The sequence below is a fragment of the Sphingobacterium sp. UBA3519 genome (assembly GCF_002377215.1).
Taxonomy (GTDB): domain Bacteria; phylum Bacteroidota; class Bacteroidia; order Sphingobacteriales; family Sphingobacteriaceae; genus Sphingobacterium; species Sphingobacterium multivorum.
The window spans coordinates 25304-47134 of the sequence record NZ_DFPI01000009.1 but is presented as its reverse complement, the minus strand read 5'-3'; the positions used below and the strand labels follow the sequence as shown (position 1 = coordinate 47134).

The window sequence follows — 21831 nt, the reverse complement described above, 5'->3', positions numbered from 1 at the left end:
GTTAATTATAGTTTTTCGTTTTTGACATACTCGCCCATAATATTGAAATTGACACTATGTTTGAGTACTTTACGTATAGCTGCTTCGTAGTCTGTTTGTTTTTTCCATTCTACGTCGACGAAAAAATCATATTCATTGCGTTTTCCGATTACCGGCATTGACTGAATCTTGCTCAAGTTGATATTCTGTTCAGCAAAACATTGTAAAATAGTCGCCAGAGATCCCACTGTATTTCCTGTTTGGAATGATAATGACGCTTTATTGGCATTTTTATGTTCGACAACCTCATTCGATAGTACGAGGAAACGCGTTGCGTTCTTTTTATTGGTTTCGATTCTCTTTTCTAATATTTCAAGACCATATATTTCAGCGGCCAATGTCCCTGCAATTGCCGCAGTATCCGTCAATTTTCGCTCGGCAATCATTTTTGCAGTTGCAGCCGTATCAGATCCCTCGGTTATACGTACACCTTCAAGTTCAGAAAGAAATTCTTCACATTGGCGAATGGCAATCGGATGCGATTCGATGTGTTTGATGTCCTTTAATTTTACGCCCGGCAATACCATGAGATTCTGTTGGATGTTTAGGTAAACCTCCCCAGTGATATGGAACTTGTAATCTCTCAATAAATTATAATTCGGCAATAAGCTTCCCGCAATTGAATTTTCGATGGCCATAACGATATAGTCGACTTTTCTTTGCTTCAGCAATTCACAAGTTTTTTTAAATGAATCACATTCTACAATCTCAACTTCTCTTCCGAAAAATTTAAATGCGGCCTCTTCATGAAATGAAGCCTTTGCTCCCTGTATTGCAATTTTTAAACTCATTGTTTTTTGTTCGCTATGTTGTCTCCAAAAAAAAGAGTCCCGATCATTTGAACCGGGACTCTTCTTGTTTGTATTTTTTATGATTTATACACAATCTAATCCCGGCTCTTATTTTTAAAATAAAAGAAGTTAAAATAGAAATATGTATATGTTCTGTTCATCCTGTTGTTGTTTGACATTTCAAATGTACGAATGTTTTTGAAATATCAAAGAAAAAAATAATTTTTTATTAAAAATATCTGATTTATTTAATGGTTTTTTGACGCATTTTTAATGTGTTTTTCTAGCTTAATTTTATTGGTTTATTGTTATTTTTTTTTGAATATTTATTTTGTTATAATGTTGTAAATAAGTTATTTGTATTTTTTTTACAACAATTTTATTCTCTAATAAGCTTTAGTTTTTAGCTATTTTATGCACCAAAATTGATTAGTTTTTTGTGTGTTTTTTAGCTATATTTTTATATTAAATTTATGTGTTTTTAATGTTAATATAATCGCTTTTTTTAGCTGTTTTGTTAAAGAAGTATTTTACTACCTTTGGGCAAACGCTGGATTTTATGCTAAAACGAATTAATTTTTATGTGTGTGGCAGTGTGATCTGTTTGTTGTTGACAGGTTTCACTTTTAAAGGAGAGGAAAAGGACGCGAAAGTAAAGCGTGTTATTGATGGCGATACCTTTGTCATTGAAAATGGAACCCCAAAAGGGGAGAAAGTTAGGTTAATAGGGGTAGATGCTCCGGAAACGAGACGTACTGCGCGGAAGGAAATCGGGTACTATGGTCAAGAAGCGAAACAGTACTTAACGGCGATGTTGAACGGGAAAAGTGTGAAGTTGGTCTTTGACGTCGGAAAACGGGATCGGTATGGAAGACTTCTTGCCTATGTGTATGTTGGAAAGAAATTTATCAATCGGGATTTGGTTGAACAAGGGTATGCAGTATCCTATACGCTGGCACCAAATGTACAATATGCAGAATTATTTGTAAAATTGGAACGTCAGGCTCGTCAGGAGAAGCGTGGTCTTTGGCGATAAATGAAATTTGAATCATGATTTTTGTTTTATTAAGTGTCATCTGCAGCGTTACCGTCGCTGTTTTATTAAAATTGGCAAAACAAAATGGAGTCGAAACCAAACAGGTTATCGTTTGGAATTACCCCATGGCAGTTGCACTGACCTATTTTGTCTTACAACCAGATCTAAAATCGTTCGTATGGGATGCAATGCCGATGACGTTGTATACGAGTTTGGCGGTATTACTTCCGGGAATGTTTGTTTTTATTGCTTTGTCCATTCGCTATAGCGGTCTGGTCAAGACAGAGATCGCACAGCGCCTATCGTTGTTCATTCCCTTGCTTGCATCATTTTTCTTTTTTCATGAAAAAATGGAAGGACACAAGATGCTGGGAATAGCCCTTGGTTTATTGGCCATCCTGTGTTCTATTGGTTGGCAAAAGAATCAGCATGTTAGCTCGGCAGACAGCCGTTATAAAGCGCTTTACCCGTTATTGGTATTTATCGGTATGGGCATAATTGATATCCTCTTCAAACAGGTTGCCTTGCATGTCAATATACCTTATATCAGTTCCCTATTTATTATCTTTGTGATGGCGATGTGTATTGCAATGGTGCTATTGCTGTATTTCCTTTTTGTGGAAAAGCAACATTTTTCAAAGCAAGCTATGGGCTATGGATTGGTTTTGGGTGTATTTAACTTCTTTAACATCCTTTTCTATATGAAAGCGCATCGTGCGCTACCAGAAAATCCATCAGTTGTATTTACGGGGATGAACATTGGTGTGATTTCATTGGGTGCATTAATCGGCGTCTTATTTTTTAAGGAAAGGTTATCGTTGTTGAATTATTTAGGCATAGCGCTTTCTATTGTTTCAGTTTTAATCATAGCATATCTATGAGTTTATTTGAAGATACTTACCGGACTATTGAAGCAAAATATGAGGGAATTTTTAGGGATAAAGGCAGTAAGTTTATTGCATATGCTTTTCCTTTTAAATCCGAAGATCAACTAAAAGATCTGATTTTGGAAGTGAAAGCGATTCATCCGAAAGCGAGGCATCATTGTTGGGCTTATCGCCTCACACCAGATCGTGCGGTCTTTCGTGTGAATGATGATGGAGAACCTTCGGGAACTGCAGGACGGCCTATTTTAAACGTTCTGCTGTCTATGGATGTCACCAACGTTATCGTAATTGTCGTTCGTTATTTCGGCGGTACCTTGTTGGGGGTTCCAGGCTTGATCAATGCCTACAAATCAGCAACCCAAGATGCTTTGACCCATGCCGAAATTATCGAGCGTACAGTGAATGACCATTATAGTATTACCTTTGATTACCTGCATATGAATGATATTATGCGGATCATAAAGGAAGAGGGCGTGGAAATTGAAAAGCAGGAATTTGATAATCGGTGTTATTTGGAGTTTGAAGTCCGAAAAATGCAGGTCAATCGAATTGTGGATCGGTTTTCCAAAATAGAAGGCTGTCAGTTAACCTATTTGTATACAATATGATCAACGAATCGGAATTGATTTTAAACGCAGATGGAAGTATATATCATCTGAATTTGCTGCCGGAAGATCTGGCAAGTACAGTAATTACTGTTGGCGATCCAGACCGTGTAGCCAAAGTATCGAAGTACTTTGACCGGATTGAACTCAAAAAAGGGAAGCGTGAGTTTATTACGCATACCGGCTATCTGGGAAATAAACGGTTGACGGTAATCTCAACAGGTATAGGTACTGATAATATTGACATTGTGTTGAATGAACTGGATGCACTAGCAAATATTGATTTTGCCAATAGAACAGTAAAGTCGACGCTCAGCTCATTGCATATTGTACGCATTGGAACATCTGGAGCAGTACAACAAGATGTCGAGATGGGAACTATTTTAGCTTCTGCTTATGGAGTAGGTCTTGATGCCTTGATGAACTATTATCGGGGATCTTACGACGGCGAGGAGCAGGCGCTTCAGGTAGAACTAGCCAAATATTTCTCTGCATTAAACCTAAACCCCTACGTTGCGAAAGCTGGTGCAGGCCTTTTGGATCGAATTGCCTTTGATTTACCGAAGGGAGTTACGTTAACTGCGCCCGGATTTTATGCTCCGCAGGGAAGGACTGTCCGCTCCACGAATACGATTCCTAATTTTATAGATTTGATCAACTCCTTTCAATATAAAGGTCAGCGCTTCACCAACCTGGAAATGGAAACAGCTGGTATTTATGCGTTGGCTAATATGTTTGGACATCAAGCTTTATCCATCAATGCGATCTTGGCAAGTCGGGTAGATGGCCGGTTTTCTTCCGCACCTGAAGAAGTTGTTGATAAGGCCATACAGCTCGTTTTGGAACGCATTTAACAATTTTTCTGCGTCATGCAGAGGCGATGATAGTTTTTCTCAATGATGCGGTAAAAGAGTTGAAAAGAATTAAATATTGATTCAAATAGAAAAGGAGTNNACTCCTTTTCTATTTGAATCAAATTTAAGCATGATGAACAGTAAAATGGTGAAACTCCATAAGGATGAACCACCATAACTGATAAAAGGCAGCGGAATACCGATAACTGGAACAATACCGATGGTCATACCGATATTGATGAATAAGTGAAAAAAGAGAATGGACGCTACACCGTATGCATATATCCTGGCGAAGGCTGAACGCTGTCGTTCGGCTATATGAATAATGCGAAGCAGTAGGGTGAGATAGATAAGTAATAAGGTAACCGATCCAACAAATCCCCATTCTTCTCCAACGGTGCAAAAAATAAAGTCCGTGCTCTGCTCAGGTACAAAGTTGTATTTTGTTTGCGTTCCCTGCAGGTAACCCTTGCCTAGGAGCTGTCCTGATCCAATTGCAATCTTCGATTGATTCAAATTATATCCTTTTCCTTTAGGGTCTTCCATTTTACCCAGGATAATGTCAATACGGTCACGTTGATGAGGTTGTAGCACATGCTCATACACCAGGTCCACACAGAGAATAAATACAGCGCATGCAGCAAAAAGTATACTGAGATTGATAATGTATTTTCTTCTCTTGCGGTAGTTCCACATGACAAGGCCAATAAGCAATGCTAAAATCAAGATAAGTATCCAAGGATTGACCAATAAAGAAAGAACAAAAAGTAAAATGCAGAGCCCGCCAAATATAAGCAGTTCATTATTTACATAGCCTTCACGATAGAATACAAAAATCAACGAAAAGAACGCAAGGGCAGATCCCGTATCGGGCTGCAGCATAACTAAAAATACAGGAAATAAGACAATACCGGCTCCCATGGCCAGTGTCTGCATGGTCGGTGCTTTATTGCTCTGAGCGCTCAAAAAGTTAGCTAAGAGCAGACAGGTCGAAAGTTTGGCAAACTCAGAAGGTTGTAAGCGGAAAAAACCTAGGTCAATCCACGCTTGGTTTCCGCCGACATTTCGCCCTACCACGAGCACGATGACAAGCAATACAGCTGTTATACCATAAAATATCGGTGAGGCGGAACTGAAAAATTTCGCGTCTATGATGAGAATGGATACCCCTAGAATAATTGCGGAAACAAGATATAAAGACTGTTTTCCATAATTGGTTCCTAAGGTAAAGAAATTGGGCATTTCAGGATTAAACACCGCTGCACGGATATTGAATAAGCCGATTAAGCATAGCGCAAGCCAAAGCGTGATGGTTAGCCAGTCTATCTTTCCAAAAAAACTTGTTTTTTGATTATTCATATCTTCTCTTTATCTCGCTATGGTGAACAATTGTTTCCTTTGGTTTTGTTAAAGCTGCCAGCTGGCGTTTTGATTTTAACGTGTCAGTTTTCGATTTGACTGAGTCTGTCTTTTTTACATCTTTAGTCTTTGGATCCACAACTTTTTTGGGTGCAGGAAGAAAATTTGCTTTATAAATGCGGTCCTGAATATATTTTGGCGCAGTTATCGTGTCTTTGAGGTATTTCTCAACCATCATACTTGCGATAGGTCCTGCCCAGGTTCCACCGTAACCCGCGTTTTCAACAAAGACAGCAATAGCAATTTTAGGGTTTTCTCGTGGGGCAAAAGCAAAGAAAACGGCATGGTTTTCACCATGTGGGTTTTGCGCTGTACCTGTTTTTCCGCACATTTCGATGCCCGGGATACGATTGGCCCAAGCGGTACCTTCGGGTGTATTAACAGCATCACTCATCCCTTGGATAACAACAGGATAGTACCGCTCATCCACTCCGGCACTGACTTTTTCGGTAAATTCCTTCTTGGCAATTTTCTGTGCACCAATACCTTTAATCAAATGGGGCCTGTAATAAAAGCCTTTGTTGGCAACGATAGCCATAATGTTGGCCATTTGCAACGGTGTTATTCCCATTTCCCCTTGTCCGATTGATAAGGAGATATTGAAACTTGAACGCCATTTATCGTTACCGTATCTTTTGGTATAAAAATCTGATGTCGGCAGTAAACCCGGCTTTTCACCCGGTAGATCAATGCCTAGTTTATGGCCAATTCCAAACTGTGTCACGGCATTGCGCCATAGATCGTAGGCCTTAGGTCCCGAAAGCCCACGTCCGTCGATCATCTTAGCATAGGTAAAACCATAATAGGTATTACATGATACGGCTACAGAGCGCTGTAATGTGGTTGATCCATGATAGTGCGTACAGCCCATCCAGCCGCGTCCACCACCATAGCTGTATCCATGTGGGCAGAAAAATACGGTATTACGATCAATAACACCAGCCTGCTGCGCAGTCAATGCTGAAACAACTTTAAATACAGAGCCTGGAGGGTAGGAGGCTTGAATAGGGCGGTTAAAAAGTGGTTTGGTTTCGTCTTTCAATAATTTCATATAATTATTGCCAGACTGCCTGCCGACCATCATGTTGGGGTTGTAACTCGGGCTACTGACATAGGCCAAGATTTCACCCGTTGCAGGCTCAATGGCGACAATGGATCCCAATTTATTTTTCATGAGGTTCTCCCCAAGAATCTGAAGGTCTTTATCCAACGAGGAAACCAGTCCTTCCCCTGCAACAGCAAGTGTGTCGTATTTCCCTTCCATAAATACCCCTTTCGGACGGTTCAGCGCATCAACCATTAAGTTGTTGACACCGCGTTTTCCACGAATAAGGTCTTCATAAGAGCGTTCTACTCCACTGCGACCAATGTAGTCACCACTACGATAAAACCCATTGGAGCGTTCAATATCTTTATCATTTACCTCACTTACATATCCTAAAAATTGAGCTGCTATGCTGTCGGGGTAACTTCGGATTGTTCTTTTTTGAACATAGAAACCACGAAATTGATATTGGTATTCCTGATATTGAGCCCATGTCCGTACAGACAGCTGTTTTTCAAAAATAGATGCACGGTAAGGCGAGTGCACTCTTGCCTTTTCCATCCGTTTGATAAAGCCTTCCTTGTCAATGTCTATCAATTTGCAAAACAAAGCGGTGTCGATTTCTTTCACCTCACGTGGAGTAACCATAAGATCATATACCGGTTCGTTCTGAACCAATACCTTTCCCTTTCGGTCCAAAATAACCCCTCTGGCGGGGTACACAATGACCTTGCGCATGACATTGCTGTTTGCGGAATGTATATAGGAATCGTCTATGATCTGTAAATAGAATAAGCGGGCCACCAAGGTCAATGTGATGGCAATAAAGATTCCTGAAACGACGTACTTACGCGCAAAAAAACTGTTCATAGAAATGAATTTCTATCCATCGATTTACTACAACCGATCTTTCTTTTTGTAGAATAATATGCTAAATAATAGCATGATAATTACTGTAAATATACAACTTAAAACGATACTCAATAAGGTGTATTGGATGTGCTGGAAGGAAAAAGATTCCAAGAGATACAAAAATGTATGATGAATCAATGTTCCGAAAAAGATGTAGGAAAAGAACCAGCGAATATTCATGAAGCCCAACATCGGGGTAAAGAAAGATTCGCGTTCTTCAACTTCAAGCGTAATTTTCATGAAGAAAATACGGAAGGCTGCCAGTGCAACACAGGCTGCGGTATTGACCCCAAGGGTATCATAAAACGAATCTACGGTAAGTCCCGTGAGAAATGCGATCAAATACACCAGGAAATTAGGTGTTCCTGTAGGAAGTAAAAAAATAAATAAGATATAAGGAAATGCAGCGACCAGATTGTAATAACCGATATTTTGAAATAGGAAAACTTGCATCCCTATCAAAACGATAAATCGAATAATATTAAATATTAAAATCCTAGCCATTGTCCTTTGTCGATTCTTCTAGTGTCTTTAATTCTTTATTTAACAGGTCTTTTACAACGTAGACATGTTGCAAGTTGGAGAAATTGGTACTCAACAATAGTCTAAGATCCAAAAAAGCGTCTCCTGAAGAGATCCCCGTCTGAATGACCGTTCCAACAAAAATTCCTTTTGGAAAATGTCCTGAATATCCTGAGGTGTACACTTTATCTCCTTTGTTGACTTTGATATGGTTTGGAATTTCCTTGACCATTGCCGCGCGGTAATCCATGCTATTGCCCCATACCAACGAGCCGAAAACCTCGGTGTGGCCTAATGTTACGGATATACGCGTATCGGGATGCAATAGGGATTGCACTGTCGAGAAGTTTTGGGAAACATTCAATACGATACCAACTACTCCGTTGGGAGCGATAACACCCATACCTCGCTCTATACCATCTTTGCTGCCTTTATCGAGTGTGATCGTATTTGCCTTTTGGTGAATGCTATTGTTGATGACATTTGCAATAATAAATTCGTAACGCCCAAACTCACTGCTATCGATTGCCGGGACAGGACCGATCTTGATGCTGTCTGTTGATCGATAGGCTTGTAAGTCCTTTCTCAGTTGTGCATTTTCCTTTGCAAGTGCATCGTTGGTCTCCCCGAGGTGCAGGTAGCTTTTCCAGGAATTGACCTTTGCATACAGGCCTCCGATGATACTATTTGAAGAATTTAAAACAGAATTACGTTGGAAAGAATTGTTGGTGATCACCAAAAATAACGAGAATCCAAAAAATAGGATAAACCAGAAGAATGCATTATATCGTCTCAGGAATAACCAAAGGTTTCTCATTTTTTAATGTGGGTATTTAATAAGCAAGCGATATAATAGTTTTGCATATTATATCGCTCTTTAATAAAATATTGTTATTAATTATCGAACGTTATGATTGCATCAAGAATTTAAATCGTCCAATATTTTTAAGTGCAATACCAGTTCCTCTTACAACAGCACGTAATGGATCTTCAGCAATATGCACTGGAAGTTTAGTTTTCGCTTGTATACGACGGTCCAAACCACGCAACAATGCACCACCACCGGTAAGATAAATACCTGTTTGATAAATATCCGCTGATAATTCTGGTGGAGTGATTTCAAGTGCTTTTAAGATGGCTTCCTCAATTTTTGATATGGACTTATCCAGACAATGCGCTATTTCGGTATAAGAAACAGTAATTTGCTTAGGAACACCTGTCATCAAATCACGGCCTTGAACAGCGAAATCCGCCGGTGGTTCCTGCAACTCTGGTAGAGCCGCACCAACTTCAATTTTTATTTTTTCAGCCGTACGTTCACCGATCATGATATTATGTTGCCTTCTGATGTATTGAACGATGTCTGAGTCGAAGTTATCACCTGCAACACGAATAGATTGGTCACACACAATACCCGATAAAGCGATGACAGCAATTTCAGTGGTACCACCACCGATATCGATAATCATATTACCCATTGGTTCTTCCACATCAATTCCGATGCCGACAGCAGCAGCCATGGGTTCATGAATTAAGTAGACTTCTTTCGCACCAGCAATTTCCGCTGAATCGCGTACAGCTCTTTTCTCTACTTCCGTAATACCGGAAGGAATACAAACCACCATACGTAGGGAAGGGAAAAACCAGCTCTTACCATTGTTTACCAATTTGACCATACCTCTGATCAAGTGTTCAGCTGCCGTAAAATCAGCGATTACTCCATCACGTAAAGGACGTACTGTCTTTATATTATCGTGTGTTTTACCTTCCATTTGCATGGCCTGGCGACCAATGGCGATCACTTTGTTTGTGGTGCGGTCAAATGCAACAATAGAAGGTTCATCCACTACTACTTTGTCATTATGAATTATTAGGGTATTTGCAGTACCCAAGTCAATCGCAACTTCTTGCGTAAACCAATTAAATAAGCCCATCTGCTAATCCTTAAGCTATTTTAAAATAATATGCAAACCTACACAAAAAAAATTAATCTTTTTGAGGTTATACATCAAAAAAAACTATATTCTGAAAGTAAATTCTATCTGGAAAAAACTGTCTTTAAATTTAACGAATATAATCTGTAATTCTTACGTCCCGGCTGAAGTTATTTTTAATCGGACGCCGTGTTAAATTAAGAAATAAGTGGGTGTTTTTTAAATCATGGAGCACAAGGAGCAAGAATCCAAAAGTGAAAAGGTGGTTTTGGAAAACTAGCTAAAGACTCAAATACTATGAAGAGCTGATAAGCGAAGCCGTCACAACGTTTTAGAAGCCTATTCAGTAGGTTAATATGGCGAAGAGAAACAGCTTCAGAAGGTTAATAAAGATAAAAGAAACAGCGGCATTATCGTTTGGGATAATGCCGCTGTCGGGCTACTGAAATATGTTTATTTAGAATTCAATAGGAAGTTAGTGGGCAGTTTCTGCTTGTTTTTCCTCTGGAGTTGGCTCATCATATTTGTGGAAGATCAAACGCACGCCACTGTTTTTGGTGAAAAATTTGATCGACCAGTTGACGAATGTGATCAATTTATTTCTGAATCCATAGATGGACATCAAGTGGACAAACATCCATGTCATCCAGCCAAAGAATCCATTGAAATGGATTTTTCCCATGTCGACGACAGCTTTGTTACGACCTACCGTAGCCATGGATCCTTTATCAAAATAGTTGAATTTCTCTGTTGGTTGATTGGACATGGTTTGGAGAATGTGTTTTGCAACATATGCTCCCTGCTGTTGCGCTACCGGTGCAACACCAGGTAAGCCACGAGGAAGATCATCTGTGATAAATGCCGAAACATCACCAATAGCATAGACCCCTGGCATATCAATAACACGGCATTGATCATCTGTCTGTATACGGTTACCACGTTGGATAATCTCCTTTTTGAAACCATTCGGATACTGCCCAGCTACACCTGCTCCCCAGATAACAGTTTTTGTTTCAATGCTTCTGCCATCGGCGAAAGTAATTGAATTGCCATCATATCCAGTTACCTGAACATTCAATAAGACTTCTACACCCAAATCTTTGAGGTACTTTTCTGAATCTTTAGAAGATTTTTCAGATAAGTTGGCCAATACTTTTGGAAGTCCTTCAACCAGGTAAACCGACATCTCAGATTTTTTCAATTCTGGATAATCTTTCTCAAGAACATTGTTTTTAATTTCTGCGATTGCTCCCGAAAGTTCTACACCTGTTGGACCACCTCCAACAATAACAAAGTTCAAATTAGCTTTACGATCAGCAGGGTTTTCTATTCGCACTGCTTCTTCGAGGTTCTGTAAAACATAGCTTCGAATATTTAATGCTTCTTGTATATTTTTCATCGGCAAAGCATATTTCGTGATTTGCTGATTTCCGAAGAAGTTCGTGGTAGCACCTGTCGCAACAATTAAATAATCGTAGTCAAAATCACCAACATCTGTTCTTACAATTTTAGCTTCATTGTCTACGCTTTTTACGTCAGCAAGTCTAAAATGAAAGTTGTCTTGACCTTTGAACATTTTGCGAACAGGGAAGGAGATGGAGTCCGCTGAAAGAGTACCCGTGGCAACTTGGTACATCAATGGTTGAAAAGTATGAAAGTTATTTCTGTCCAGCAACAGAACTTCAACTTCCTTATTTTTAAGCTTTTTAGCAACTTCAATTCCTCCAAATCCAGCACCAATAATGATTACTCTTGGGAATTTTCTATTTGAACTATTGCTTGGCATATTTTTAATAGTTTGTTGTAAAAATTCGGTACAATCGAATTAAGCTGCAAATATCTTAAATTTTGGCTCAAAAAGCTAAAAAATATTTATTTATTATGCTGATATGTTGTGAATTTTATTGTAAAGAGGCTAATTCTTTCAATAATATGTTTTGTAGTTGTTTGATTTTTAGCTCTTTATAGTGTACATTGTACCCTTTGAAAAAAAACGATGTATAGTATCATCATTGTGTATTTTATACACAATGATGATACTATTGTAGCGCACCTTTGATCTTGATTTTCATGCCGTTGTTGTTATTGTGTAGATACAGCTGACAGGCAAGTCGACTTTGATCATCGGCATCCGGAAGCGTGTCCAGCATGTCGAGTTCTTGATCACTCGCTTGGGGAAGTGTATGCAGTCCTTCGACAACTTCGACATGGCAGGTAGCGCACAGCGCCATACCACCGCAAGTGGCCAATATTTCATAGTCGGATGCCTTTAAAATCTCCATGAGTGAAAGATTGATATCGGTCGGAACTTCCAGGATATTTTCGGTCCCATCCCGATCTATAACAGTGACTTGAATTAAATTATCGTCCATGGCTAGAAAGTATTTATACCGTTTACTGTTGTGTATTTGAATGTCAATTTTTGATCTGGATACACAAATTTGAACGCACTTTGACACATTAGTGCAGCCTCATGGTACCCACAAAGAATGAGTTTCAGTTTACCTGGATAAGTGTTGATGTCTCCAATAGCATAGATTCGTTCGATATTGGTCGAGTAATCGAACGTATCGACCGCTATGGCATTTTTATCGATATTTAATCCCCAATCTGCAATTGGACCAAGCTTCGGTGTAAGACCATATAAAGGAATAAAATAGTCTGCATCTGTAGCAATGACTTCTTTTTCTTTATTTGTGGTTTCAACATGGGACAAGTAGCCATTGCCATGGATATTGGTCAGATTGTGAGACAATAATAGGTTGATCTTACCCTGCTGGGCCAATTTGAACACTTTCTCAGCCGAGTCTGGGGCACCCCTGAAGGAGTCACTTCGGTGGATTAAAGTGACCTGTTGCGCAATATCTGCAAGATGGAAAGTCCAGTCGAGCGCGGAGTCACCGCCACCGGCAATGACGATTTTTTTATCCCGGTATTTGGCGGGATCTTTTACCATATAATCGACGCCTTTTCCTTCAAAGAGATGAAGGTTTGGGATTTCTGGCTTGCGCGGTTCAAAGCAACCTAATCCCCCGGCAATGACAATGACCTGTGTATGGACCATCGTATGATCATTGGTTTCTACGATAAAAGAACCGTCGTCCTGTTTTGTGATATGTTCCACACGCTCGCCTAAGGTGAATGTGGGGTCAAAGGGTTTAATCTGTTCAAGCTGTTTATCGATCAACTCCTGCGCAGTGATACTTGGATAACCGGGAATGTCGTAGATAGGTTTATGGGGGTAGATCTCCGAAAGCTGACCGCCCACTTGAGGTAGTACATCGATCAAATGGCAGCGCATTTTTAAAAGTCCAGCTTCAAAAACTGCGAATAGGCCAACAGGTCCTGCTCCGATGATACAGATATCCGTATTTATCATAGCTATTCTATATTTAAGTTGTTATATATTGTATTCAAAATTCTTGTAAAAGCTTCGAAATCTTCGTCTGCTAGATTTTCCCAGGCCTTCATGCGAATCTCCGTAACAATTGGCGTAAGCGATGCTACTTTTAATTTTCCCTCTTCTGTCAAATGGAGGTATAGACTCCGACGGTCCGTTTCGTCAGTGATCCGCTCGGCCAGGTTTTTTTTAAGAAGGATATCAACGATCCGTGTCAGTGTGGGCTGGTCTTTTCCGCAGCGCTTTGCCAATTCTTTTTGTGAAAGTTGATCTGTTTCGTATAAAGCCTTTAAGATGGTCCATTGGTCTACAGTAATATCAAATCCTTTCTCCGCAAAAGAAGATTGGGCGAACTGTTTTACTTTCTTGGCCGTTTGGTCCAAGATGAAAGAGTAGCGGTCAAATTTTTCGTTTAGCATACAAATATTTAGTGTAACAAATATATTTAAAATATTTAGTGTGACAAGTAATTTGAATGCAATAAAAAAAGGGCGTTCATTCGAACGCCCTTCTTTATTTTATTAACATTAGCTATTATGGTCTTACGACTTCAGCTTTTTTAGCTGTATTACCTTCTGCTAAATGCTTTCCTTTACGTAAGTCATATACCGAAGGTGCCGCTAAGATAATCGATGAATATGTACCTACGATAACACCGATTAAGATTGCGAATGAGAATCCACGGATAACTTCACCACCAAAGATAAACAATACAGCAAGCACAAACACGATTGTCAATGATGTGATGATTGTTCTACTTAAAGTAGAGTTTATCGCATGGTTTACCACATCGCCTAGATCTTCATTATGCGCATTTGGTTTCGATACGAATTCACGTAAACGGTCAAATACAACCACTGTATCATTCACCGAGTAGGCAATTACAGTTAATATCGCTGCCACAAAGTGTTGGTCAATATCCAATGAGAATGGTACGATACCATCCAAAATTGAGAATAATCCCAATAAAATAATCGCATCGTGAATTGTTGCAATAGCTGCTCCAACTGAATATTCCCATTTATGGAAACGGATCAGGATGTAAGCTGCAACAATGATGATAGAGAAAACTGCGGAACTGGTTGCTCTAGATTTGATGTCGGTAGCGATACTTGGTCCAACTTTTTGAGACGAAAGGATCTCATGTTTATTGGAAGCATCTACTTTTGATAAACCTTGGTTTAATTTGTCCAATACCTCTTTATCAGCAGTGTCCGAAGTTTCTTCGATATGGTAAGTTGTTGTTATACGCAGTTGGTTGGATGCACCAAAGACTTTTACTTCAGTTGTTTTCTGGAAGATATCATCCAAGTTTGTACGTACAGCTTCCAAGTCCACAGGTTTATCATAACGGACAGTATACGTACGGCCACCTTGGAAGTCTACACCTAAACTGAATCCTTTTGTGAAAATTGATGCCGCAGAAATTAACACGGCAACGATTGAAATCGCATAAAAGATTTTACGTTTCTGAACGAATTTAAAGTTTGCATTATGCAAGGTATTTGCAGACCAAGGGAAAGAGACTTTGATTTTGAAATCTTTCGCCAACATCCATTCGAAAATAACACGAGTAACAAGGATCGCAGTAAACAATGAAGTAATGATACCCACCATTAATGTTGTTGCGAAACCTAAGATTGGACCGCTACCAAATAAGAATAAGATAATACCGATCAAAAACGTTGTGATCTGCGAATCCAAGATGGAAGGTAAAGCGTGTTTGTAACCATCTGCAACAGCCTGACGGATCGATTTTCCTAAGCCCAGTTCTTCACGGATACGTTCATAAATCAAGACGTTCGCATCGACCGCAGTACCCATCGTTAATACGATACCCGCGATACCCGGTAAGGTGAGTACAGCATTTAAGGATGCCAATACCCCCATAATGATAAATACGTTTAACAACACCGCGATGTTTGCCACGATACCTGCAGTATTGTAGTAAGCGATCATAAAGATCATTACTACGATAATACCGATAACAGCAGAGTTAACACCCGCATCGATGGCAGCCTGACCTAGAGTAGGTCCCACAATAGCTTCTTCAACGATTTTAGCAGTTGTCGGAAGACGACCTGCTTTCAATACGTTTGCTAAATCTTTGGTGTCTTCTACCGTAAAGGATCCAGAGATTGATGAACTACCATTTGGGATTTCACCGTTTACAGAAGGAGCAGAATAAACCACATTATCAAGAACGATCGCAATTGCATCTCTGTTTTGAGCCGCTTTTGCAGTAATTTTCTTCCATTCACGTGCACCTTCGCTGTTCATTTGCATACCAACCACAGGTTGATTTTTCTCATCAAAGTTTGCTGTTGCATCCGTAATGACATCTCCTGTCAATACAGCACCGTTGTCTTGTCCAGCCCCCTTAATTGCATATAATGATAGTTGCTCAGGTGTCTTTTGCTCAGGTTTTACAGCCCATAAAAGTTTTAAGTTTCCAGGTAGGATTGATTTTACCTCTGGACGTTGTAAATAAGCATTTACTTTTGCTGTATCTTTTAAAGAAGCAATACCAACCATTGAACCTGGCATAAGCGCCATTTGTTGGTTTTCGCCCATATAAACTGCTGGACGTAATACTTCAAATAATGGATTTTTCTGACCTAGATTTACAGCAGCACTGTCTTTCTTAGCATCTTTCTTACCACCGGTTAGATTAGACAATAAATCATCAGATTTTTTGCTTGTATCTGCAGCAGCATTTGTCGTAGCTGCTGGAGCAGCTTTTAACGTTGAAGCTAAAGTTTTGTCGATATTTTCTAATATTGGATAAACTTCCTGATTCGTATAGGTCTCATAGAATTCCAATTTAGCTGAACCTTGTAATAGGTTACGAACACGGCTTTCATCTTTTACACCAGGTAATTCGATTAAAATACGGTTTGTACCTTGTTGAATTTGAATGTTTGGAGATGCAACGCCAAATTTGTCGATACGCGTACGAAGTACTTTGTAAGAATTTTGGATGGCATTGTCTGCTTCTTTTTGAAGGAATGATTCAACTTTGGAGTCTGAATCACCCGGTTTAATTAAAGAAGCATTGTCTTTTGTTGAGAAGAATGTTGAAAGTGGCGTTGTCGCACCGATGGATTTGTATTCCTCCATAAATAAAGCAACGACTGTTTTTGCACTCGTTTTGCTTTTTGCTACTGCTTGCTCCAACGCTTTGTTGAATTTCTCATCTTTTGGATTGTTCGCCAAATTGCGGATCAATTCGTCCAATGAGATCTCCATGGTTACGTTCATACCGCCTTTCAAATCCAATCCCAAAGCGAGTTCATTTGCTTTAGCTTCCCGATAGGTGTATTTTGCAAAACCTAAATTGTACACTACTTCACCGGCCATTGAGTCGAGGTAGCTTTTCTCTTTCGCCAAGTCTCCTTTGGCAAAATTCTCAGCATCTCGCTCCACATTGCGGGTCACCCAAGTAAATGATAGGGAGTATAGACACGCTAATGACACCACTATCACTAAAAGTTTAATCAGCCCTTTACCTTGCATCGTCTGTTATAATTGTATTAATTTTAATGTTAAATACTGTTTATGTAATTGATAATTAGTTCTCGTTTAATCACATTTTACCAAGAATGGCAAAGGTATAAAATTTTTGTAGAATGAAAAGTTTTATTTATGCCAATTAGGTCAACGGCATAAAAATAGGAGAATTGAAGAAAAAAAGAAATATTAATTGATTTTATTTATAAAAAAAGGCCCTACTCAAGACGAGAAGGACCTTTTTACACTGTTTAGTTGCTTATATTATTTCAATGTGTATTTGATACCAAAAGAAAATGTTGATGCATCAAAATCACTATTGTGGTTCAATCTCCAGTCTGGTTTCCAGTCTGCGTGGAAAGCAATCGGAGCAACTGGAATTTTGAATTCCAAACCTAGTTGAGGACGTAAAGCAACATTTGTAATATTATCTCCTACGTCGATAAATGTCAATTGTGCACCAACGCCGGCATACCATCCCAAACCATTCACGCCTTGGAAGGGTCTTGCATATTGGTAGTCTGCACCTACAGCAACCACGTGGTCGTCAAACATCACCTGTGCTTGTCCCATGTTGGCACCGCCAAAAGATTGCTTATATTGAACACCCCATAAGTCAGTTGTTGTACCATCGAATACAACACCTATCGCTGATCTGAATGGAGACTGAGCTTTCGCTTCCTGTGCGCCAAATGCTAATGCTGCGACGGCAGCTAATGAGAGTAATGTCTTTTTCATAATTATCTTATCTTTATATTTTCATTAATTAAAATAACTTTTCGTGTTACACAAAAGCAAATAGCTTGCCAAAAAATGATATTGCCAACATAGGGGCCGTCATGTAGTCTTAATTCATAACGTTTCTAATTTGTCTTCCGATTGTAATTTGTATCTTTTATTTTTTATTATTGCTTATTTTTCTTAAATTTGCCTGGCAAATAGAAAACCCAATACATATTTGCCATGCAATTAGATCCACAAAAATTCGTAGCAGAAGGTCTCACTTACGACGACGTCTTATTAATTCCAGCTTATTCTGAAATTTTACCCCGTGACGTTGATACGAGCACTTCGCTAACAAAAAAAATCAAATTAAATATTCCATTGGTTTCTGCAGCAATGGATACGGTAACCGGTGCTGATTTGGCGATTGCGATTGCACAAGCTGGCGGTATTGGTATGTTACATAAGAACATGACTATTGCAGAACAAGCTGCTGAAGTACGTAAAGTAAAACGCTCTGAGAGCGGTATGATTCAGGATCCAGTTACGTTATTGGCAACAGCAACGGTGGGTGATGCCTTCAATATTATGAAGGAGCACAAGATTGGTGGAATCCCTGTTGTGAACGAAAAAGGTCAATTGGTCGGTATTGTGACGAATCGTGATCTTCGTTTCCAAAAAGATATGAGCCGTCCCATCAATGAATTGATGACCAAGGAAAATCTTGTGGTTGCTCCCGAAGGAACGGATTTAGTGAAAGCGGAAGAAATTCTTCAAAACGAAAAAATCGAAAAACTTCCAGTAGTCAATGAAGAAGGTATTTTGAAAGGCTTGATTACCTTTAAAGATATACAAAAATATAAGCATTACCCAAATGCTGCCAAAGATAGCCATGGTCGTTTATTGGTTGGTGCGGCAGTAGGCGTTACACCAGATACCCTTGACCGCGTGGAGGCTTTGGTGAAAGCAGGTGTGGATGTGGTTACAATCGATACAGCACATGGGCATTCTAAAGGTGTAATCGATAAGTTGAAATTGGTGAAATCGCAGTTCCCTGACCTACAGGTAATCGTTGGAAATATTGCAACAGGTGCAGCAGCAACAGCTTTGGCTGAAGCAGGTGCAGATGCTGTAAAAGTAGGTATCGGACCGGGCTCTATCTGTACAACCCGTATTATTGCTGGTGTTGGTGTTCCGCAGCTTTATGCCGTATATGAAGTTGCCAAAGCCCTTAAAGGAACTGGCGTGCCATTGATCGCAGACGGAGGTATCAAACAGACTGGTGATATTGCGAAAGCAATCGCAGCTGGAGCAAGCACAATTATGGCTGGTTCTCTATTCGCAGGCGTGGAAGAAGCTCCTGGAGAGACAATTATCTATGAAGGACGTAAGTTTAAATCTTACCGCGGCATGGGCTCAATCGAAGCCATGGAAAAAGGATCGAAAGATCGTTATTTCCAAGACGTAGAAGATGATATCAAAAAATTGGTTCCCGAAGGTATTGTGGGACGTGTTCCCTATAAAGGTACATTGGCTGAGGTTGTTTATCAATACATTGGTGGATTACGCGCTTCTATGGGCTACTGTGGTGCTGCTACAATCGAAAGATTACAGGAAGCACAATTTGTTCGTATTACAGGAGCAGGGCTGAGAGAGTCCCATCCACATAATATTTCCATTACGAAAGAAGCACCAAATTATAACAGCAGAGGCTAGATATTGCTTGGAGCATATAAAAACCGATAATCTTGATTATCGGTTTTTTTTGTGTAAAAATATTAGCAAAATAGCCTAAGTGATCAACAGGAAATTTGTACTTTTATACCCTATTCTCAGGTTTTAAAATTTAAGGAGTTAATTTGGATTATTTAGCGGGTTTAAACCCTTCACAACGAGGAGCCGTAGAGCAAACAGAAGGTCCTGTGATGATTGTTGCGGGAGCTGGTTCAGGAAAAACACGGGTCATTACCTATCGTGTCGCACACTTGATTCGAAAAGGTGTTGATCCATTCAATATCTTGGTATTAACATTTACCAACAAAGCGGCCAAAGAGATGCGCGCGCGTATCGTTTCTGTTGTTGGGAGCGAAGCGAAAAATATTTGGATGGGAACATTCCACTCGGTGTTTGCAAAAATACTCCGTGTAGAAGCTGAATTGATCGGTTATCCCAGAAACTTTACCATCTACGATACGGATGATACCAAAAGTTTGTTGCGTGCCATTTTAAAGGAAATGAATCTCGATGATAAGCTGTATAATGTCAATCATGTGTACGGACGTATCTCACAGGCAAAAAATAACCTGATCTCACCGCAGGAATATAATAAGAATGAAGCCATATTGGCCGAGGATATTTCCAATGGTCGTGGTCAACTGGGACAGATTTATATGACCTATGCACAGCGCTGTTACCGTGCTGGGGCAATGGATTTTGATGATCTGTTGTTTAAAACGAATGTATTGTTAAATAAACATCCAGAGGTACTGCATAAATACCAGCATCAATTTCGTTACTTGATGGTCGATGAGTACCAGGATACCAACTTCTCGCAATACCTTATTGTCAAACGCCTGGCAGCAGTCAACGAAAATATCTGTGTGGTTGGGGATGATGCACAATCAATCTATGCATTTCGTGGCGCAAATATTCAGAATATCCTGAATTTCCAAAAAGATTATCCGGATGTGAAGATCTTTAAACTGGAGCAGAATTATCGATCTACGAAGATGATCGTGAATGCGGCCAATTCGGTGATTGCCAATAATCAGAATCAATTGGAGAAAAATGTTTTCTCGGATAATGAAGAAGGCGAAAAGATCAAGGTTTCACGTGCTTTCTCTGACAATGAGGAAGGTAAGATCGTCGCTGACCAGATCATTGAAGAGAAATCGTTAAAAGGGCTTAATTATAAGGATTTTGCTATTCTGTATCGTACCAATGCCCAATCCAGGGCTATGGAGGAGGCCTTACGCAAAATCAATATCCCTTATAAAATCTATGGTGGTACGTCTTTTTATCAACGGAAAGAAATTAAAGATCTGATCGCGTATTTCAGACTTACCTTCAACCCGAATGATGAGGAAGCACTCAAGCGTGTGATCAATTACCCGCGTAGAGGGATAGGGGATACGACGATAGAAAAGATCATGATCGCTGCAGATCAGAATCAGTATCGTATATGGGATGTTGTTGCAAATGCAGCCCAGTTTCTAGATGGGCGTAGCGCAACGTCTGTCGGTGGTTTTGCACAGATGATTCAGAGTTTTCAGGCCCTGGCCAAAAACAATAACGCATTTGATACCGCAATGCATATTGCGCAGCACTGCGGTATTCTGAAAGAATTGTACGAAGACAAATCGGTAGAGGGGCTGGCGCGTTACGAAAATATCCAGGAACTCCTCAATGGTATCAAGGAATTTTCGGAACGGGAAGATATCGAAGAACGTGGACTTGATGTCTATATGCAGGATATTGCCCTGTTGACAAACGACGATAATGATAAAGATCCAAATGCGGATACTGTATCATTGATGACCATCCACTCTTCCAAAGGCTTGGAATTTCCGATTGTTTTTATTGTAGGCTTAGAAGAAAACCTATTTCCTTCCCAGTTGTCGTTGAATTCCAGGTCGGAACTGGAAGAGGAACGAAGACTTTTTTATGTTGCCGTTACGAGAGCTGAAAAAAAATTACTACTTTCGTATGCTACTTCGCGATATCGTTGGGGAACGCTGAATAACTGCGAACCCAGTCGCTTCTTGGATGAATTGAATCCGGCATGTCTTGCATTGGATTTTAAACCACGACAAACTTCTGCCTCAGCCGGAAGTTTTCAAGGCGAACGAATTGCATGGCAGCAAAAGGACAGTGATGATACGTTTTCTAAACCTAAGCCTAAGCCCATGGTTAAAACGACATCGATACTGCCGAAAGCCCACAAACCTACTGCGGGTTTTGCTCCTTCAGATACATCAAATCTTCAGGTCGGCATGGAAGTTGAACATGAACGCTTTGGATTTGGCAAAGTTGTGAATCTCGAAGGAAACAAAGGAGATATAAAAGCAACTATTTTCTTTAAGGAATTGGGACAGAAACAATTGTTGCTTAAATTTGCAAAACTTAGAATAATTCAATAATAAAATACCAAAACG

18 protein-coding genes are annotated in these 21831 nt (G+C 39.7%); 6 read left to right on the top strand and 12 right to left on the bottom strand.

The window, feature by feature from the left end; all coding sequences use genetic code 11:
• Positions 1-5 precede the first annotated feature (5 nt).
• Positions 6-830 (bottom strand): prephenate dehydratase, encoded by an 825-nt coding sequence (locus B3297_RS03895; RefSeq protein ID WP_046671823.1) that lies wholly within the window; start codon positions 828-830, stop codon positions 6-8.
• Positions 831-1389: 559 nt separating this feature from the next.
• Here B3297_RS03895 and B3297_RS03890 point away from each other — a divergent pair.
• From B3297_RS03890 to B3297_RS03875, 4 genes are read left to right on the top strand one after another with little or no spacing between them, the layout of a single operon-like run.
• Positions 1390-1866 carry a thermonuclease family protein gene (locus tag B3297_RS03890; RefSeq protein ID WP_070566015.1) on the top strand — a complete coding sequence of 159 codons (477 nt, stop codon included), beginning with the start codon at positions 1390-1392 and terminating at the stop codon, positions 1864-1866.
• 14 nt (positions 1867-1880) lie between these two features.
• Entirely contained in the window at positions 1881-2747 is an 867-nt protein-coding gene (locus B3297_RS03885) for a transporter (protein ID WP_070566013.1), read from the top strand.
• Positions 2744-3361: an IMPACT family protein gene (locus B3297_RS03880; RefSeq protein ID WP_070566011.1), complete on the top strand. Its 618-nt coding sequence runs from the start codon at positions 2744-2746 to the stop codon at positions 3359-3361. The genes B3297_RS03885 and B3297_RS03880 overlap by 4 nt, the downstream gene beginning before the upstream one ends.
• Positions 3358-4212: a nucleoside phosphorylase gene (locus B3297_RS03875; RefSeq protein ID WP_070566009.1), complete on the top strand. Its 855-nt coding sequence runs from the start codon at positions 3358-3360 to the stop codon at positions 4210-4212. Before B3297_RS03880 ends, B3297_RS03875 begins: the two co-directional genes overlap by 4 nt.
• Before the next feature lie 81 nt (positions 4213-4293).
• Here the strand turns inward: B3297_RS03875 and rodA are convergent, their stop codons facing one another.
• The 11 genes from rodA to B3297_RS03820 form a co-directional block, all read right to left on the bottom strand.
• Positions 4294-5571 (bottom strand): rod shape-determining protein RodA, encoded by a 1278-nt coding sequence (gene rodA / locus B3297_RS03870; protein WP_286767644.1) that lies wholly within the window; start codon positions 5569-5571, stop codon positions 4294-4296.
• Positions 5564-7546, bottom strand: a complete 1983-nt coding sequence (mrdA, locus tag B3297_RS03865) for a penicillin-binding protein 2 (protein WP_046671818.1) — start codon at positions 7544-7546, stop codon at positions 5564-5566. The genes rodA and mrdA overlap by 8 nt, the downstream gene beginning before the upstream one ends.
• A gap of 27 nt (positions 7547-7573) precedes the next feature.
• Positions 7574-8092 (bottom strand): hypothetical protein, encoded by a 519-nt coding sequence (locus B3297_RS03860; RefSeq protein ID WP_046671817.1) that lies wholly within the window; start codon positions 8090-8092, stop codon positions 7574-7576.
• On the bottom strand, positions 8085-8927 hold the full coding sequence (mreC, locus tag B3297_RS03855) for a rod shape-determining protein MreC (RefSeq protein ID WP_070566004.1): 843 nt from the start codon (positions 8925-8927) through the stop codon (positions 8085-8087). The genes B3297_RS03860 and mreC overlap by 8 nt, the downstream gene beginning before the upstream one ends.
• A gap of 91 nt (positions 8928-9018) precedes the next feature.
• A complete protein-coding gene (locus B3297_RS03850) occupies positions 9019-10044 on the bottom strand; it encodes a rod shape-determining protein (RefSeq protein ID WP_046671815.1) in 1026 nt (341 codons plus the stop codon).
• Positions 10045-10519: 475 nt separating this feature from the next.
• A complete protein-coding gene (locus B3297_RS03845; RefSeq protein WP_070566001.1) occupies positions 10520-11830 on the bottom strand; it encodes an NAD(P)/FAD-dependent oxidoreductase in 1311 nt (436 codons plus the stop codon).
• A 253-nt stretch (positions 11831-12083) separates the two neighbouring features.
• Complete coding sequence (locus B3297_RS03840) at positions 12084-12416, bottom strand: 2Fe-2S iron-sulfur cluster-binding protein (RefSeq protein ID WP_070566000.1); 333 nt, start codon at positions 12414-12416, stop codon at positions 12084-12086.
• A 2-nt stretch (positions 12417-12418) separates the two neighbouring features.
• Positions 12419-13423, bottom strand: coding sequence for an NAD(P)/FAD-dependent oxidoreductase (locus tag B3297_RS03835; RefSeq protein WP_070565998.1), 1005 nt, complete (start codon positions 13421-13423; stop codon positions 12419-12421).
• Between the two features lie 2 nt (positions 13424-13425).
• Positions 13426-13863: a MarR family winged helix-turn-helix transcriptional regulator gene (locus tag B3297_RS03830; protein WP_070565996.1), complete on the bottom strand. Its 438-nt coding sequence runs from the start codon at positions 13861-13863 to the stop codon at positions 13426-13428.
• Positions 13864-13978: 115 nt separating this feature from the next.
• Positions 13979-16960, bottom strand: coding sequence for a protein translocase subunit SecDF (gene secDF / locus B3297_RS03825; RefSeq protein WP_070565994.1), 2982 nt, complete (start codon positions 16958-16960; stop codon positions 13979-13981).
• 258 nt (positions 16961-17218) lie between these two features.
• Positions 17219-17692, bottom strand: coding sequence for a hypothetical protein (locus tag B3297_RS03820; RefSeq protein WP_070565992.1), 474 nt, complete (start codon positions 17690-17692; stop codon positions 17219-17221).
• A 225-nt stretch (positions 17693-17917) separates the two neighbouring features.
• Between B3297_RS03820 and guaB the strand changes: the two genes are divergently transcribed.
• Positions 17918-19393, top strand: a complete 1476-nt coding sequence (guaB, locus tag B3297_RS03815; RefSeq protein ID WP_070565990.1) for an IMP dehydrogenase — start codon at positions 17918-17920, stop codon at positions 19391-19393.
• A 143-nt stretch (positions 19394-19536) separates the two neighbouring features.
• Positions 19537-21816, top strand: a complete 2280-nt coding sequence (locus tag B3297_RS03810) for an ATP-dependent helicase (protein WP_070565989.1) — start codon at positions 19537-19539, stop codon at positions 21814-21816.
• The last annotated feature ends 15 nt before the right edge of the window (positions 21817-21831 follow it).